Here is a 16,570-nt window from a genome sequence, read left to right as displayed (position 1 = left end):
GAGGACCGCTCATGAGGACACCGCTGCACGAGGGCTGGACGCTGCGACCGGTCGGTGGTGAGACGCCGGCCGAGATCACCGGCGCCGTCGTGCCGGCCGGGGTTCCGGGGTGCGTGCACACCGACCTCCTCGCCGCCGGGCTGATCCCCGACCCGTACCTGGACGACAACGAGGCGCTGCTGGCCTGGATCGGCCGCGCGGACTGGGAGTACCGCACGACGTTCCGGTGGCGGCCGCAGGAGGGGCTGGACCACGCCGACCTGGTGTTCGAGGGGCTGGACACCGTGGCGCGGGTGGAGCTGAACGGCACCGAGGTGGGCCGCACCGCCAACATGCACCGCACCCACCGCTTCGCCGTGCGCCACCTGCTGCGGCCCGGTCCCAACGAGCTGGTCGTCACGTTCACCTCGGCCGTCGCCCACGCCGAGGGCGTGCGGGACGCGCTGGGACACCGTCCGCACGTCAACTCCCTGCCGTTCAACTTCGTCCGCAAGGCGGCCTGCAACTTCGGCTGGGACTGGGGACCCCAGCTCGTCACGGCGGGCCTCTGGCGTCCCGTCGCGCTGGAGCAGTGGGCCGCGGCGCGGCTCGCGCGCGTGCGCCCGCTGGCGGCGGTGCACGACGGCGTCGGCCGGGTGAGCGTGCACGTCGACGTGCGGCGCGACACCGCGGAACCGCTGCTGGTCACCGCCGCGGTGGGGGAGCACGCCGCCGAGGCGGTCCTGCACGCGGAGACCGGCGTGGTCGAGGTCGAGGTGCCCGAGCCGGAGCTGTGGTGGCCGCGCGGCCGCGGCGAGCAGCCCCTCTACCCCGTGCGGGTGTCCCTGCGGTCGGGTTCGGCCGAGCTGGACTCGTGGAGCGGCCGGACCGGGTTCCGCACCGTCCGCCTCGACACCGAGCCGGACGAGATCGGCACGCCGTTCCGGTTCGTCGTCAACGGCGAGGTGGTCTTCGCGCGCGGCGTCAACTGGATACCCGACGACTGCTTCCCGCACCGGGTCACCCGGCGGCGGTACGCCGAGCGCCTCGCCCAGGCCGTCGACGCGGGGGTGAACCTGGTGCGCGTCTGGGGCGGCGGCATCTACGAGAGCGACGACTTCTACGACCTGTGCGACGAGCTGGGTCTGCTGTCCTGGCAGGACTTCCTCTTCGCCTGCGCCGCCTACCCCGAGGAGGAGCCGCTGCACGGCGAGGTCGTCGCGGAGGCCCGCGAGGCCGTCGCCCGGCTGTCCCCGCACCCCAGCCTCGTGCTGTGGAACGGCGGAAACGAGAACGTCTGGGGCTACCACGACTGGGGCTGGCAGGAGGAGCTGGGCGACCGCACCTGGGGGCTCGGCTACTACCTCGACGTCCTGCCGGGGATCGTCGCCGAGCTCGACCCCACCCGGCCCTACGTGCCCAGCAGCCCGTGGTCGTTCTCCTCCGACGTCCACCCCAACGACCCGGACCACGGCACGACGCACGTCTGGGACGTGTGGAACGAGCGCGACCACGTCCACTACCGCGACCACGTCCCGCGCTTCGCCGCCGAGTTCGGCTTCGAGGGCGCGCCGACGTGGGCGACCCTCACCCGTGCCGTGCACGACGACCCGATGGCGCCCGACAGCCACGGCGTCGCGGTGCACCAGAAGGCGGACGACGGCGTGGCGAAGATGCAGCGCCGGCTGGACGAGCACTTCCCGCCGCAGGAGCGCTTCGAGGACTGGTTCTGGGCGACGCAGCTCAACCAGGCGCACGCGGTGAGCACGGGCGTCGAGCACCTGCGCTCGTGGTCCCCGCGCTGCGCGGGAACCGTGCTGTGGCAACTCAACGACTGCTGGCCGGTGGCCTCGTGGGCGGTCGTGGACGGTGACGGACGGCGCAAGCCGGCCTGGTACGCGCTGCGCCGCGCCTACGCCGACCGGCTGCTCACGGTGCAGCCCCGCGCCGACGGCCTGGCCGCCGTGCTGGTCAACGACACCGCCGCGGAGCTGCGGACCGACGTGCGCGTGAGGCGGGTGGCGTTCTCGGGCGAGGAGCTGGCCCGTGTCGTGCTCCCCGCCGCGGTCCCGGCGCGGGGCACCCTCGTGCTGCTCCTGCCGCTCCTCGTGGTCGAGGCCGGTGACCCCGGCTCGGAACTGCTGATCGCGACGGCGGACGGCGCGGAGCGGGCGCTGTGGTTCTTCGGCTCCGACCTGGAGCGGCGGCTGCCGGCGACCGCCCCGGAGGCCGCGGCCCGCCGGGTGGACGGCGGGTACCGGGTGGACGTGACCGCGCGCGCCCTGCTGGTGGACGTGTCCGTGCTGGCGGACCGGGTCGCGCCGGACGCCGTGACCGATCGGATGCTGGTCACGCTGCTGCCCGGCGAGTCCGCGTCGTTCCTCGTGCGCACGGACGCCGCCGTCGATCCGGCCGAGCTGCTGGCGCCGGACGTGCTGCGCACCGCCAACCAGCTGCACGCCTGATCAAGCGGGCGGAGCACGGTTCCACCGCCCGCGTCCTTGACACCGGGCCGGGCACGCGCCACGGTGGGACCTCGGGTATGACCACCCGGTCACACGTGTCGCGGGGGCAGGGGGCGCGCATGTCGCAGGACGTCGACCACGACGTGATCGTCATCGGTTCGGGGTTCGGCGGGAGCGTGTCCGCGCTGCGCCTGACCGAGAAGGGCTACCGGGTCGGCGTGCTGGAGGCCGGTCGGCGCTTCGACGAGTCGTCGTTCCCGAAGAACTCCTGGCACGTGCGGGACTACCTGTACGCGCCGCGCCTGGGGTGCCGCGGAATGCTGCGGATCACCCTGCTCGGCAAGCTCCTCGTGTTCAGCGCGGCCGGGGTCGGCGGCGGGTCGCTGGTGTACGCGAACACGCTCTACGAGCCGCCGCGGTCGTTCTACGACGACCCGCAGTGGCGGCACATCACCGACTGGCGCGCGGAGCTCGCCCCGCACTACGAGCAGGCCGGGCGGATGCTGGGGGTGACCACCAACCCCCTCACGACCCCGTCGGACGAGGTGCTGCGGGAGGTCGCCGAGGACGTGGGCGTCGGCTCCACCTACCGCCGGACCCCGGTCGGGGTGTTCTTCGGCGCACCCGGCGAGATCGTGGAGGACCCGTTCTTCGGCGGTCTCGGCCCGCGCCGCTCGGGTTGCCTGCACTGCGGGGAGTGCATGACCGGGTGCCGGCACAACGCCAAGAACACGCTGCCCAAGAACTACCTGCACCTCGCCGAGCGCGCGGGCGCCGTCGTGCACCCCGAGACCGAGGTGACCGCCGTGCGCCCGCTGCGCGACGGCTACGCCGTGGTGACCCGGCGGCGGACCTTCACCGCCGGGCAGGTGGTGTTCGCCGCGTCGGCGCTGGGGACGCAGCGGCTGCTGCACCGGATGCGCGACTCGGGTGCGCTGCCGGGGATCTCGCCGCGGATCGGGACGCTCACCCGCACCAACTCCGAGGCGCTGCTCGCCGCCCGGTCGCGGCGGCGCGACGTGGACTTCTCGCGCGGGGTGGCCATCACCTCGTCGATCCACCCCGACCAGCACACGCACGTGGAACCCGTGCGCTACGGGCGCGGCAGCAACCTGCTCGGGCTGCTCGGGGCCGTGCTCGTCGACGGCGACCGGCGACCGCGCTGGCTGCACGGGCTGCGGGAGATGTGGCGGCGGCGACGGGACCTGGTCGCGCTGCACGATCCCCGGCGCTGGTCGGAGCAGACGATCGTCCTGCTGGTCATGCAGTCGCTCGACAACTCCGTCACGACCCGGCTGCGGCGCGGACGGCTGGTCGGCGCGCCCGGTGCCGGCGAGCCCAGTCCCACGTGGATCCCCGTCGGGCACGACGTCGCCCGCCGGGTGGCGGACAAGATCGACGGCGTTCCGAGCGGCACGTCCGCCGACCTGGTCGACGTCCCGTCGACCGGTCACCTCATCGGCGGGTGCGTCATCGGCGACACGCCGGAGACCGGGGTCGTCGACCCCTACCAGCGGCTGTACGGCCACCCCGGCCTGCACGTGATCGACGGGTCGGCGATCTCCGCGAACCCCGGCGTGAACCCGTCGCTCACGATCACCGCGCAGGCGGAGCGGGCCACGGCGCTCTGGCCCAACGCGGGTGACGCCGATCCGCGGCCACCGCTCGGCGCCCCCTACGCTCGGGTGGCGCCGGTCGCACCTCGCCACCCCGTCGTCCCGTCGTCCGCGCCCGGCGCGCTGCGCCTGCCCATCACACCCGTGTAGAGGAGCCGTCGTGCCGTACCCGCCCGAGCCCTGGGACCTGCGGGGCCAGCTGCACCTGTCGCTGTGGCGCCCGCCGCTGTCGACGCTGCCCGCCCTGCCCAGCGGCGTGCGGCCGGTCCTCCTCGGCGGGCGGCCGCTGGTGGGCACCGCGTGGGTCGACTACGAACCCGGCGGCGTGCTGTCCTACCGGGAACTGCTGTGCGCGGTCGCGGTGCGGCAGGGCGCGCGGCCGCGGGTCAGCATCACCGACATCTGGGTCGACAGCCCGGAGTCGCGCGACGGCGGTCGCGCGCTGTGGGGCATCCCGAAGGACCTCGCGGAGTTCGAGTTCGGCGCGACGCTGCGCGCGCGCCTCGCGGGCGCGCTGATCGCGGAGTCGACGGTCGTGCCCCGCCGGAGGCTGCCGGGGCGGTGGCCCGCCGCGTTCAGCACGGCGCAGGCGCTCGCCGGGCGGCTCGCCGTCACGCCGGTCCGCTCGACCAGCGCCGTGGAGCTGACGAGGGTCGACACGACCTTCGCGCCCGACGGGCCGCTGGGGCACCTGGCCGGGCTGCGTCCGGTGATCAGCCTGTCGCTGCGGGACTTCCGGCTGCGGTTCGGACCGCGTCGCTGACCCCGACAGCCGGACGGGCGGTTCCGGTCGCGCGTGCGGCGCGACCGGAACCGCCCGTCCGGCGGAGGTGCGGAGCGATCAGGCGTTCTTGATCGCCGAGATCTCGAACTCCAGGGTGATCTTGTCGGACACCAGGACGCCGCCGGTCTCCAGCGCGGCGTTCCAGGTGATGCCGTAGTCCTTGCGGCTGATGACCACGGAGCCCTCGAAGCCCACGCGGGTGTTGCCGAAGGGGTCCTGCGCGACGCCCTCGAAGTCGAAGTCGATGGTGACCGACCTCGTCACGTCCTTGATGGTGAGGTCACCGGTCAGCTGGAACGTGGTGTCGTCGAGCTGCGCGGCGGAGGTGGAGACGAAGGTGATCTCCGGGTACTGCTCCAGCGCCAGGAAGTCGCTGGAGCGCAGGTGACCGTCGCGGTCGGCGTTGCGGGTGTCGATGCTCTCGGCCTTGATCACGACCTTGGCGGTGGACCGGCCGGGGTCGGTGCCGTCGACGTGGATCGAGCCGTCGAAGGCGTTGAACGAACCGCGCACCCTGGTCACCATCGCGTGCCGCGCCACGAAGCCGATCCGGGAGTGGCTCGGGTCGATGGTGTAGTCGCCGGTGAGCTGGGTGAGATCGGTGGCCGTGGTCATGGTTGCTTCCTCCGCAGGTCTGCTTGAATCTTCAAGTGACAATGTAGGGGAACTGTGTTGATGTGTCAACCATTCCGTTCGGTCTCCGGGGTGTGATCGGTGCCTCACCGTCGTCGACCTCGAAGTGGTGAACGCCGAACCCCGCCGGAGGGGGCTCGCCCTGGTCCACGTGCTCGGTCCACGTGCTCGGCCACCGTGCTCGGCCACCGCGTCGGCGTGCGGTGCGCGGAGGGCGGCACCCCCGCCGCCGTGACACTTTCGGTCACGATGTGTGAGCGTTCGGCCTCGGTGCGTGGATGTCCTGCTTAGACTCGATCCGGCCTCGACGATCATCGGGAGGTGGCGTGGACGATCTGCACACCGGTCTGGCGAGCCGCCACAACCGGCGTCTCGCGGTGCCGAGACCGGTCGAGGAGGTCGAGCGGGCCCGCGTCGAGGCCCTCGCGGCGGTGGGCGCGCTCAACCGCAAGGACATCGCCACCCTCCTGCTGATCGCCCAGAACCTGCTGCGCGTGGAGACCTCCGCGCTGGCCGCGGTCGACGTGCTCACCGACATCGTCCTGGACGGGTTCCCGCGCGGCGGCGTCGTGCGCGGCACCCGGCTGGACTCCGCGTTCGGCGTCCCGCCCGGCGAGGTGGTGTGCGAGCGAGCGGCGGCGGCGGCCACCGACCTGCTCGCCGGGCTCGTCGCGGGCGCGGACGTCCTGCCGGCCGCGGTGGAACTGCTGCGCGGTGAGCACGCCCTGGACGTGCTCGTCGTGCTGATCCGCGCGGCGACGGCCCGCATCGAGTCGTTCGTCGCGCTCGACGGCGACACCGGGGACGCCTACTACGCGTACCAGCGCGGGGCCGGGGTCTGACGCCCGTCCGGGCCGGGGGCAAGTACTGTGCTCGCGCAGTCACCGCCGTTCCCCGTTCCCGGCTCCGAGGAGAACGAAGTGCCCGCTCCCGATCCGCTCGCCTGGGCGGGGATCGCCGTCGGCGTCCTGGGCCTGATCGCCGCGTACCTCCAGACCCTGCGCGCACGGGTCGCGCTGCGTGCCCGGCAGGCGCTGCTGCGTCACGTCGTCGACCGCGCGAACCACCTCGCGCTGGACCGCGACGAGGTCGCGCGGCTGGCCGCGGGAACCGACGCGGACGTGGCGCGGCACCTGTGGCTGTCGCACCAGGCGGCCGCCGACCTGTACGCGCTGGCCGTGGACGACTTCCTGTCCGGGGAGAAGCGCTTCACCTACGCCGACCTGGACAAGATCGCGGCGACGCCCCTCGTCGGCGGGGAGCGGCAGTTCCGCTACTGGGTCAGCCAGGTCGCGCTGCGACCGGAGAACCGCCGCACCGCGCCGCCCGCACCGCCGGTGCCCGCCCGGCCCGCCGAGCCGGTCGCCGAGGCGAAGCCCCCGGCGCCGGCGGTGAAGGTCCCCGCTCCCAAGCCGCAGCCGAAGCAGGCCGGGCGCGCTGCGGTGGGACGCGCACCCGCGGAGTAGGGCGTCACATCGCGTCCAGTCGCGGCGCCACGACGGCGCGGAAGATCAGCAGCAGCGCGGCGGCCAGCGGGATCGACACCAGCGCGCCCACGACGCCGAGCAGCGAGCCGCCGACGAGGACCGCGACGACCGTCACCAGGTCGGGGATCTGCACCACCCGGCCCATGACGCGCGGTACCACCAGGTAGTTCTCCACCGCCTGGTACAGCACGAAGAACACGGCCGTGGCGATCGCCGCGGCGGGCGACACCGTCAGCGCCACCAGGGACACCGCGACGCCCGCGATGGTCGAGCCCACCGCGGGGATCAGGTCCAGCACGGCCACGACGATCGACAGCAGCACCGCGTACGGCACCTCCCACGCCAGCAGCCACACGAACGTCGTGACGCCCGCGACGACCGACACGAGGAGGTTGCCGATCACGTACCCGCCGATCTTGGCGAAGATCTCGTCGCCGATGAGGATCGCGCGGGGACGCCGGGAGTGCGGCACCAGCCGGTAGAGCACCTGGCGGATGCGCGGCAGCTCCGCGAGGAAGTAGGCCATCAACGTCAGCACCACCAGTGTGCTCGTCACCGCGCTGAACACCATGCGCCCCGCTCCGAGCAGGCCGTTGAACAGGGCCTCCTGCCGGTCCTGGACGAACTGCTCCACGCGGTCCTGGAGGTGGAAGCGCACGTTGAGCTGGCCGAGCACGGAGCTCTTGTCCTCCAGCGAGCGCAGCAGGTCGGGCGAGCGGGAGAAGAACTGCGTGGACTGGTCGACCAGCGGGGTGATCACCACGGTGAGGAAGCCGGCGACCACCAGCACGACGGTCACCAGGACGGTGGTGACCGCGGCCCAGCGCGGGAACCGGTGGCGCACCAGCCACGACGTCACCGGCTCCAGCCCGACGGCGAGGAAGAACGCCACCCCGATCAGCACCAGCGCGTCGCGCGTGGCCACCACAGCCTGCGCGAGGGCGTAGGTGACGGCGACGCCCGCCGTGGCGGTCATGCCGATGTAGAAGGGAGAGCGGCGGTTCAGCGGACGGCCGGGCTGACCGAGGGGTTCCTCGTCCGACCGCATCCGCGCGGCCTTGGCCTCGGCTTCCGCGACAGGACCCTCGCTCTCGTCGTGCGGTTGCCCCACGGCGTCGTGGTGGCCTTCCCGAGCGTTGTCCCGCGCCTGCGACATGCGCGGTGACTACCCGGAGCCGCGGAGCGGAAAACCGGGTGGTCTCCGCGCTGGCCGTCCGGTCCACCCGCGCCGCTCGTCGTCCGAAGAGGACGGTCTGCGCGCCGCGCCGCCGACGACACCGCGGAACGCCGACGCCGGGTGTCGCGTCGGGTGTTCGCCCCGCCGGCCCCGGCATGCCCGCGCACCGGGGTGTCGTCGTTTGCCGCGCGGTGAATTCGGATACTCGCACCCCATGAGATCCAGTCGCTCAGGTGATGAACCCGTGCTCACGGTCGGTGTGGAGGAGGAGTTCCTCCTCGTCGACCAGGAGGGCCAGCTGTGCCCGGTCGGCCCGGCCGTGGTGGACGAGGTGGATCCCGACGACACGGAGGGCGAGATCCAGCGCGAGCTGGCCCGTGCGCAGGTCGAGTCCGCGACGGGCATCTGCACGACGGCCGAGGAGATCGTCGAGCAGTTGCGCGAGATGCGTGAGCGGCTGGCGCAGGAGGCGGCGTCCTCCGGCGCTCGGCTGATCCCCAGCGGCACGCCGATCCTGTCGGAGAACCAGCCGCCGGAGATCACGCCGAACCTCCGCTACCGCCGCATGGCCAAGCACTTCGGCGCCATCGCCAGCACCGGCAGCACCTGCGGGAACCACGTCCACGTGGCCGTGCCGGACCGCGAGACGGCTGTGCGGGTGAGCAACCACCTGCGGCCGTGGCTGCCGGTGCTGCTGGCGCTGACGGCGAACTCGCCGTTCTTCGACGGCGTCGACACCGCCTACGCGAGCTGGAGGCACGTCCTGTGGTCGCGCTGGCCGTCCGCCGGCCCGCCGCCGCTGTTCGACTCGCTGGACCACTACGAGTCCAGCGTCGAGGCGCTGCTGCGCAGCGAGGCGATGCTCGACCGCGCGATGGTCTACTGGGACGTCCGGCTGTCCGAGGCGCACCCCACCCTGGAGTTCCGGGTGTGCGACGTCGCCGCCACGCCCGAGGAGGCCGCTCTGGTCGCGCTGTTCTCCCGCGGCCTGGTCACCAGGGCGCTGCACGACATCGACGACGGGGTGCCCGCGCCGCGCCTGCCGCAGGAGGTGCTGCGCGGCAACCTGTGGCGCGCGGCCCGCGACGGCTTCGGCGGCTCCGTGCTGCACCCGGTGAACGGGCAGCTGGTCCCGGTGCGCGGCATCGTCGCCGAGCTGCTGGAGCACGTCCGCCCGGTCCTGGAGGCCAGCGGCGACGTCGAGTTCGCCGAGCGGACCCTGGCCGGGCTGGACCGCAACGGCGGCGGCGCGCAGCGGCAGCAGGCCGCGTACGCCAGGCGCGGCGACCTCGCCGACGTGCTGGCCCTGCTGACCGCCGAGAGCGGTTCTGCTTGACGTTCGCGCCGGGTGGGTAAACGTGCCGACATGACCGTCTTCGGCGTGCACGCCTCTCACGAACAGATCCACCCGTCAGATCTGCTGGCGGCGGTGACCCTGGCCGAGCAGGCCGGGTTCACCGCCGCCATGTGCTCCGACCACTTCTCGCCGTGGAGCGAGCGGCAGGGCCAGAGCGCCTTCGCGTGGTCGTGGCTCGGCGCCGCTCTGCAGGCCACGAGCCTGCCGTTCGGCGTCGTCAACGCCCCGGGGCAGCGCTACCACCCGGCGATCATCGCCCAGGCCATCGGCACGCTCGCGGCGATGTACCCCGGCCGCTTCTGGGCCGCTCTGGGCACCGGCGAGGCCAGCAACGAGCACATCACCGGTGACGCCTGGCCGCGCAAGGACGTCCGCAGCGCGCGCCTGCTGGAGTGCGTCGAGATCATCCGGGCGCTGCTCGCGGGCGAGGAGGTCAGCCACGACGGCCTGGTCACCGTGGACCGCGCGCGGCTGTGGACCAGGCCGGAGCAGCCGCCGGCGCTCATCGGCGCGGCGGTCAGCGAGCGCACCGCGGCCTGGTGCGCGCAGTGGGCGGACGGTCTCGTGACGGTCAACGCCCCCGTGGAGACCCTGCGCCGGATGGTCGGCGCCTACCGCGACGCGGGCGGTCGCGGCTCGCTGCACCTCCAGGTGCACCTGAGCTGGGCGCCCGACCAGGAGCAGGCGCTGCACATCGCCCGCGACCAGTGGCGCAGCAACGTCTTCCCGCCGCCCGTGTGCTGGGACCTGGACACCGCCGAGCACTTCGACGCGGTGTCGGAGCACGTGAGCGACGAGCAGATCACCTCCGTGGTCACCGTCTCCTCCGACCTCGGCCGGCACACCGAACTGCTGCGCACCTACGCCGAACTGGGCTTCGACGAGATCTACCTGCACCACGTGGGGCAGGACCTGAGCGGTTTCATCGACACCTTCGGCTCCGAGGTGCTGCCGCAGCTGAACCCGACGAAGCCCGCGCCCGCCGTGGCGGTGGCCTCGTGAAGCTCACCAGGACCTCGGACGTCTGGTGGAAGAACGCCGTCGTCTACTGCTTGGACGTGGAGACCTTCGCCGACGGCGACGGCGACGGGTGCGGCGACTTCCAGGGCCTCACCCAGCACATCGACCACCTGGCACGCCTGGGCGTGACCTGCGTGTGGCTGATGCCGTTCTACCCCTCGCCCGACCGCGACGACGGCTACGACATCACCGACTACTACAACGTCGACCCGCGGCTCGGCACGCTCGGCGACTTCGTGGAGTTCGTGCGCACCGCCCGCGACCGCGGGATGCGCGTGATCGCCGACCTCGTCGTGAACCACACCTCCGACCAGCACCCGTGGTTCGTCGACTCCCGCAGCAGCCGGGACTCGAAGTTCCGCGACTGGTACGTATGGCGCGACGAGCCGCCGGAGGACGGGCCGGAGGGCGTCGTGTTCCCCGACGAGGAGGACAGCCTCTGGGCGCTGGACGAGAAGACCGGCCAGTACTACCTGCACCGGTTCTACTCCCACCAGCCGGACCTGGACGTGGCCAACCCCGAGGTGCGCGACGAGATCGCCCGCATCTGCGGGTTCTGGATGGAGCTGGGCCTGTCCGGGTTCCGGGTGGACGCCGTGCCGTTCCTGCTGGAGACCGACGGCCTGCCCGACTCCGAGGACCTGCCCGACCCGCACGACTACCTCGCCGACCTGCGGGCGTTCCTCAACCGCCGCAACGGGGAGAGCGTGCTGCTGGGCGAGGTCAACCTGTCCTACGAGGAGACGACGAAGTTCTTCGGGGACCCCGAGGGCGTGGGCGACGAGCTCACGATGTGCTTCGACTTCATCGGGATGCAGCAGATGTACCTGTCGCTGGCGCGCGGTGACGCCGGCGCGCTGGCCGGGGCGCTGCGCGAGCGGCCGGAGCCGCCGCGCGACGGGCACTGGGCGACGTTCGTGCGCAACCACGACGAGCTGACGCTGGACAAGCTCAGCGACGACGAGCGGGAGGAGGTGTTCGCCGCCTTCGGTCCGAGCGAGGACGTGCAGGTCTACGGCCGGGGGCTGCGCCGCCGCCTGCCGGGGATGCTGAACGGCGATCAGCGGCGCATCCGCATGGTCTACAGCCTGCTGTTCTCCCTGCCCGGCACTCCCGTGCTGTTCTACGGCGAGGAGATCGGCATGGGGGAGAGCCTGGAGGCGAAGGGCCGGCTCGCCGTCCGCACGCCGATGCAGTGGAAGCCCGGCCGCGGCGCCGGGTTCTCCACCGCGGACCCCTCGTCGTTCCCCGGCCCCGTGCCCGGCGGCGACTACTCTCCCGAGCACGTCAACGTCAGCGCGCAGCAGCGCGACCCGGACTCGCTGATGTCCTGGGTCAAGATGCTGATCGAGCGCTACCGGGAGTGCCCGGAGCTCGCGTGGGGCGACTACGAGGTCCTCGACACCGGAGAGCCGTCGGTGTTCGCGCACCGCTGCTCCACTCCCTCCGGCACGGTCGTCGCCCTGCACAACCTCGCCGACCGCGAGGTGCGCCCGGAGCTGAAGCTCGACGGGCTGGACGACTCGTGCGTGCTCACCGACCTCCTCGTCGACGGCCGGACCGAGGTGTCCGACGAGGGCGTGGCGACGCTGACCCTCGGCCCCTACGGCTGTCGCTGGCTGCGCGCCACCGCGCCGGAGGACGCCGAGGCGGTCTGACGCGGCGGCGGGTGGCCGTGGTGCTGGTCCACGGCCACCCCCGCGCGCGTCCTCACGTGATCGGCGATCCGCCGGTCACGCCGATGATCTCGCCGGTGACGTAGCTCGACTCGTCCGACGCCAGGAAGACGTACAGCGGCGCCAGTTCCGCGGGCTGTCCCGCACGCCCCAGCGGCGCCTGCTCGCCGAAGCTCTCCACCGTGTCCTCCGGCATGGTCGCCGGGATCAGCGGCGTCCAGATCGGGCCGGGGGCCACCGAGTTGACCCGCACGCCCCGGTCGGCGAGGTTCTGCGCCAGCCCCTTGGTGAAGTTGACGATCGCGCCCTTCGAGGTGGCGTAGTCCAGCAGTTCCGGCGAGGGCTGGAAGCCCTGGATCGACGACGTGGTGATGATCGACGAGCCCTTGCCCAGGTGCGGCAGAGCCGCCTTGCACAGCCGGAACATCGCGTACACGTTGGTCCGCATCACCCGGTCGAACTGCTCGTCCGTGATGTCCTCCAGGCCGCCGGCCTGCGACATCTGGTAGGCGGCGTTGCTGACCAGCACGTCGATGCCGCCGAGCTCCCGCACGGCGGTGTCGACGATCTCCGCCGGGTGGTCCGGTTCGGAGATGTCGCCGGACACGCGCACGCAGCGCTGACCGGCCTCCTCCACGAGCCGCGAGGTCTCCTTCGCGTCCTCCTCCTCCTCGGGAAGGTAGGCGATGACCACGTCGGCCCCCTCGCGGGCGAAGGCCAGAGCGACGGCGCGGCCGATGCCGGAGTCGCCGCCGGTGATGACGGCCCTCCTGCCGCGCAGCCGGTCGTGTCCGGTGTAGGACTGCTCGCCGTGGTCCGGAGTGGTCTTCATGTCCTCGGTCAGGCCGGGGTGTTCGATGGGAGTGTTCACGTCGATCGAGTTCCCACCGCGGCCGGTGGGAAACGCTCAGGACGCCCGCAGCCCGCCCTCGTCGACCGGCGTCTCCGTCGTCACCGGTGTGTCGAGCACCCGGTCGTGACCGACCTCGCGCACCTGCCCGGTCAGCCGGAACGAGCCGGACAGCGGGGTGTCGGTGCTGGAGCGGCCCACGTGGACCTCGATGTCGCCCGGTTCCACGATCCGCCGACCGGCCCGGCCGGTGAACGAGGTGCGGTCGGCGTGCAGCCGGAACCACACCGTCCGCGACGCGCCCGGTTCCAGGTCCACCCTGGCGAACCCGGCGAGCTGCCGCACGGGCCGCGTCACCTGCGCCACCGGGTCGCGCAGGTACAGCTGCACGACCTCCGTGCCGGAGCGGTCGCCGGTGTTGCTCACCGTGCAGCCGATCAGCACCTCGCCGTCCACCGCGACCTCCGCCTCGGACAGCCGCAGGTCGCGGTAGGCGAACTCGGTGTAGGACAGCCCGTGGCCGAACGGGTGCAGCGGCGTCGGGTCGAGGCTCGTGACGTCGTTGCGGGTGCCGAGGAACGAGGTGAGGTAGGTGCCGGGCTGCGCGCCCGGCAGGGCGGGCACGGACACCGGCAGCCGCCCGGACGGGTTCACCCGCCCGGCGAGCACCTCCACCAGTGCCGGGCCGCCCTCCTCGCCGGGGAAGAACAGCTGCACCACGGCCGCGGGGCGGTCGCCGAACTCGCCCAGCGCGTAGGGCCGGCCGCTGCACACCACGAGCACGACGGGCGTTCCCGAGTCGAGCACGGCGTGCACGAGGTCGGCCTGCGCACCGGGCAGCCGCAGGTCGGGAGCGTCGCAGCCCTCGCCGGACGTGCCGCGCCCGAAGAGCCCGGACCGGTCGCCCACGACGACCAGGCACACCTCCGCCTCGCTCGCCGCGCGCACCGCCTCCGCGAAGCCGGAGCGGTCGTCGCCGGTGACCTCGCAGCCCGGCGCGTGCACGACGTCGTCGCTCAGCCCGTCGCGCACCGCGTCGAGCACCGTGGGGATGTCGATGCCCAGCCCGACCTCCGGGTGGGAGACGCCCACGTGGTTGGGGAAGGAGTAGCAGCCCAGCATCCCGTGCGGGTCGTCGGCGAGCGGGCCGACGACGGCGACGCGCCCCGGCCGCTCCAGCGGCAGCACGCCGGAGTTGGCCAGCAGCACCACCGACTCGTTCGCCAGCTCGCGGGCCAGCTCGCGGTTCTCCGGCGGGTCCAGGTCGATCGGCGCGTCGACGTCCGGTGCGGTCGGGACGCCGTCGAGCAGTCCCAGTTCGCCCTTCTGCCGCAGCACGCGGGTGAGCGCGCGGTCCACCAGGTCCTCGGACACCGCGCCCGAGGTGACCTGCTCCAGCAGCGGATCGCCGTAGCAGCGCACGGCGGGCAGCTCCACGTCCACCCCCGCGGTCAGCGCCTGCGCCGCGGCGTCGCGCGCGTCGGCGGCCACGCCGTGCAGCACGTGCAGGAACGAGATGCCGAAGTAGTCGGCCACGAGGGTCCCGGTGAAGCCCCACTCGTCGCGCAGGAGCGTCGTCAGGAGCTTTCCGTCTGCGGCGGAGGGAACACCGTCGATCTCGGTGTAGGCGTGCATCACCGAGCGCGCGCCGCCCAGGCGCAGCGCCATCTCGAACGGAGGCAGGACCACGTCGGCGATCTCGCGCGGTCCGGCGCCGACCGGGGCGTGGTTGCGCCCGGCGCGCGAACCGGCGTACCCGGCGAAGTGCTTCAGGGTGGAGACGACGCCGGCGCCCTCCAGACCCTGCACGTAGGCGGCTCCGATGCTGCCGACGAGGAAGGGGTCCTCGCCGATCGTCTCCTCGACCCGGCCCCAGCGGTGGTCGCGGACCACGTCGAGCACGGGGGCCAGGCCCTGGTGCACGCCGAGGAAGCGCATGTCGCGGCCGATGGTCGCGGCGACCCTGCGCACCAGGTCCGGGTCGAAGGAGGCGCCCCAGGCCAGCGGCACGGGGTACGCCGTCGCGCCCCACGCGGTGAACCCGGCGAGGCACTCCTCGTGGGCCAGGGCCGGGATGCCGAAGCGGCTGCGCCCGGCGATCTCGCGCTGCGTGCGCTCCAGCGACCGCGCGCCGGCCAGCGGCTCGACCGGGGCGGTGCCGAAGGTGCGGCACAACTGGCCCAGACCGTGCTCGGTGGCCTTCGCCCACGGCGGCGTGTCCTCGGCCAGGTCGTCCTGGTGCGGGGCCACGACGTCACCGCTGCTCGACGCGCTCACCCACACCGAGCTGAGCTGGGCGAGCTTCTCCGGGAGCGTCATGCGCCGGACCAGGTCGGCCACCCGCGCGTCGAGCGGCACGGCGGGATCGCGCCAGATGTCCTCACCACGATCATCGGTCATGGCCCGAACAGTATCGGAAACTATCGAAAAACCACTACGCCCGCGACGGCGGGGCCGTGCTCTGCCGGACGACGAGACTCGTCGCCAGCTCCAGTCGCCAGTGCTCCGGCCGCTCGCCGCGGGCGAGCGTCAGCACCAGGCGGGTCGCCGCGGCTGCCATCTCCTGCAACGGCTGGCGGACCGTGGTCAGCGCCGGTCCGGTCCACTTCGCCACCGGCAGGTCGTCGAAGCCGACCACGCTGAGGTCCTCGGGGATGCGCAGCCCCCTGGAGCGCGCCGCCTCGTAGACCCCGACGGCCTGCAGATCGCTGCCGGCGAAGACGGCGGTGGGCGGATCGGGCAGCTCCAGCAGTGACATCGCCTCCCGCTGGCCCGAGGTGACGTGGAAGTCGCCGTGCCGGACCAGCGCCGGGTCGACCGCGACGCCCGCGGTCTCCAGGGCGGCGCGGTAGCCGTCGACGCGCGCGCGGCTGCACAGCACCCGCTCCGGGCCGCCGATCACCGCGATCCGGCGGTGACCGAGCTCCAGCAGGTGCCGGGTGGCGGTCAGGCCGCCGTTCCAGTTCGTGGCGCCGATGGACGGCACGTCCGCGCCGGGGTCGCCGACCGGGTCGACCACGACGACCGGGATCTGCCGGGCGTGCAGCTTCGCGAGCTGCACGCCGCCGGGGTCGGAGAAGACCGAGACGACCCCGACCGGACGGCGTGCCAGCACGTCCTCCGCCCAGTCGCGCCCGCCGGAGCCCGGTTGCAGCTCCGACAGCACGACGGAGACCCCGCTGTCCCTGGCCACCGACTCGACGCCGCGGATGATCTCCAGCGCCCACGCGCTCTCCAGCTCGTGGAACACCAGCTCCAGCAGGTCGGCCCGCCGGGCCCGGCCGTCGTTGCGGCGCTGGTAGCCGTGCTGGCGGATGATCGCCTCGACCCGTTCGCGGGTGTCGCGGGCGACGTCGGCCCGGCCGTTCATGACCTTCGAAACTGTCGGGACCGACACCCCGGCCTCGGCCGCGATGCGTGCGATGGTGACTTTGCCGCGAACGGTGCCGTCGGGTTGCGAGGAGTCGGTTTTCCCTGGCATGGCGGCAGTCTACGGTCCGTTGAGACGCCTGTCCGGCACATCCGG

Annotated in this window: 13 protein-coding genes; 8 read left to right on the top strand and 5 right to left on the bottom strand. The window is 73.0% G+C overall.

What is annotated here, in order from left to right; translation table 11 throughout:
* The first annotated feature begins 11 nt into the window (after positions 1-11).
* From IMZ35_RS06555 to IMZ35_RS06545, 3 genes are all read left to right on the top strand, one after another.
* A complete protein-coding gene (locus tag IMZ35_RS06555) occupies positions 12-2,444 on the top strand; it encodes a glycosyl hydrolase 2 galactose-binding domain-containing protein (RefSeq protein WP_199440007.1) in 2,433 nt (810 codons plus the stop codon).
* 119 nt (positions 2,445-2,563) lie between these two features.
* Positions 2,564-4,210 (top strand): FAD-dependent oxidoreductase, encoded by a 1,647-nt coding sequence (locus tag IMZ35_RS06550; RefSeq protein ID WP_199440006.1) that lies wholly within the window; start codon positions 2,564-2,566, stop codon positions 4,208-4,210.
* A 10-nt stretch (positions 4,211-4,220) separates the two neighbouring features.
* A complete protein-coding gene (locus tag IMZ35_RS06545) occupies positions 4,221-4,823 on the top strand; it encodes an acetoacetate decarboxylase family protein (protein ID WP_199440005.1) in 603 nt (200 codons plus the stop codon).
* A gap of 78 nt (positions 4,824-4,901) precedes the next feature.
* Here the strand turns inward: IMZ35_RS06545 and IMZ35_RS06540 are convergent, their stop codons facing one another.
* Entirely contained in the window at positions 4,902-5,459 is a 558-nt protein-coding gene (locus tag IMZ35_RS06540; protein WP_199440004.1) for a YceI family protein, read from the bottom strand.
* Between the two features lie 344 nt (positions 5,460-5,803).
* Here IMZ35_RS06540 and IMZ35_RS06535 point away from each other — a divergent pair, with 344 nt between their 5' ends.
* A complete protein-coding gene (locus IMZ35_RS06535; RefSeq protein WP_199440003.1) occupies positions 5,804-6,319 on the top strand; it encodes a hypothetical protein in 516 nt (171 codons plus the stop codon).
* A gap of 78 nt (positions 6,320-6,397) precedes the next feature.
* Entirely contained in the window at positions 6,398-6,943 is a 546-nt protein-coding gene (locus IMZ35_RS06530; protein WP_199440002.1) for a hypothetical protein, read from the top strand.
* A gap of 4 nt (positions 6,944-6,947) precedes the next feature.
* Here IMZ35_RS06530 and IMZ35_RS06525 read toward each other — a convergent pair whose 3' ends face one another.
* The gene (locus IMZ35_RS06525; protein WP_307867812.1) at positions 6,948-8,075 is read right to left on the bottom strand and encodes an AI-2E family transporter; all 1,128 of its coding nucleotides are present in this window, start codon (positions 8,073-8,075) and stop codon (positions 6,948-6,950) included.
* Between the two features lie 310 nt (positions 8,076-8,385).
* Between IMZ35_RS06525 and IMZ35_RS06520 the strand changes: the two genes are divergently transcribed.
* From IMZ35_RS06520 to IMZ35_RS06510, 3 genes are read left to right on the top strand one after another with little or no spacing between them, the layout of a single operon-like run.
* Positions 8,386-9,477 carry a carboxylate-amine ligase gene (locus IMZ35_RS06520; protein WP_307867811.1) on the top strand — a complete coding sequence of 364 codons (1,092 nt, stop codon included), beginning with the start codon at positions 8,386-8,388 and terminating at the stop codon, positions 9,475-9,477.
* Between the two features lie 30 nt (positions 9,478-9,507).
* Positions 9,508-10,500: a TIGR03885 family FMN-dependent LLM class oxidoreductase gene (locus tag IMZ35_RS06515; RefSeq protein WP_199439999.1), complete on the top strand. Its 993-nt coding sequence runs from the start codon at positions 9,508-9,510 to the stop codon at positions 10,498-10,500.
* Positions 10,497-12,176, top strand: coding sequence for an alpha-amylase family protein (locus tag IMZ35_RS06510; protein ID WP_199439998.1), 1,680 nt, complete (start codon positions 10,497-10,499; stop codon positions 12,174-12,176). Before IMZ35_RS06515 ends, IMZ35_RS06510 begins: the two co-directional genes overlap by 4 nt.
* Before the next feature lie 52 nt (positions 12,177-12,228).
* On the opposite strand, the gene IMZ35_RS06505 is transcribed toward IMZ35_RS06510, so the two are convergent.
* From IMZ35_RS06505 to IMZ35_RS06495, 3 genes are all read right to left on the bottom strand, one after another.
* Positions 12,229-13,026: an SDR family oxidoreductase gene (locus tag IMZ35_RS06505; RefSeq protein WP_199440329.1), complete on the bottom strand. Its 798-nt coding sequence runs from the start codon at positions 13,024-13,026 to the stop codon at positions 12,229-12,231.
* Positions 13,027-13,101: 75 nt separating this feature from the next.
* Positions 13,102-15,444 carry a beta-xylosidase/alpha-l-arabinosidase gene (locus IMZ35_RS06500; RefSeq protein WP_199439997.1) on the bottom strand — a complete coding sequence of 781 codons (2,343 nt, stop codon included), beginning with the start codon at positions 15,442-15,444 and terminating at the stop codon, positions 13,102-13,104.
* A 34-nt stretch (positions 15,445-15,478) separates the two neighbouring features.
* A complete protein-coding gene (locus IMZ35_RS06495) occupies positions 15,479-16,525 on the bottom strand; it encodes a LacI family DNA-binding transcriptional regulator (protein ID WP_199439996.1) in 1,047 nt (348 codons plus the stop codon).
* Positions 16,526-16,570: the final 45 nt, after the last annotated feature.

It is taken from the genome of Umezawaea beigongshangensis (genome assembly GCF_016464305.1).
Classification (GTDB): domain Bacteria; phylum Actinomycetota; class Actinomycetes; order Mycobacteriales; family Pseudonocardiaceae; genus Umezawaea_A; species Umezawaea_A beigongshangensis.
The sequence above is the reverse complement of the archived record's forward strand: the minus strand, read 5'-3'. Positions and strand labels throughout refer to the sequence as shown.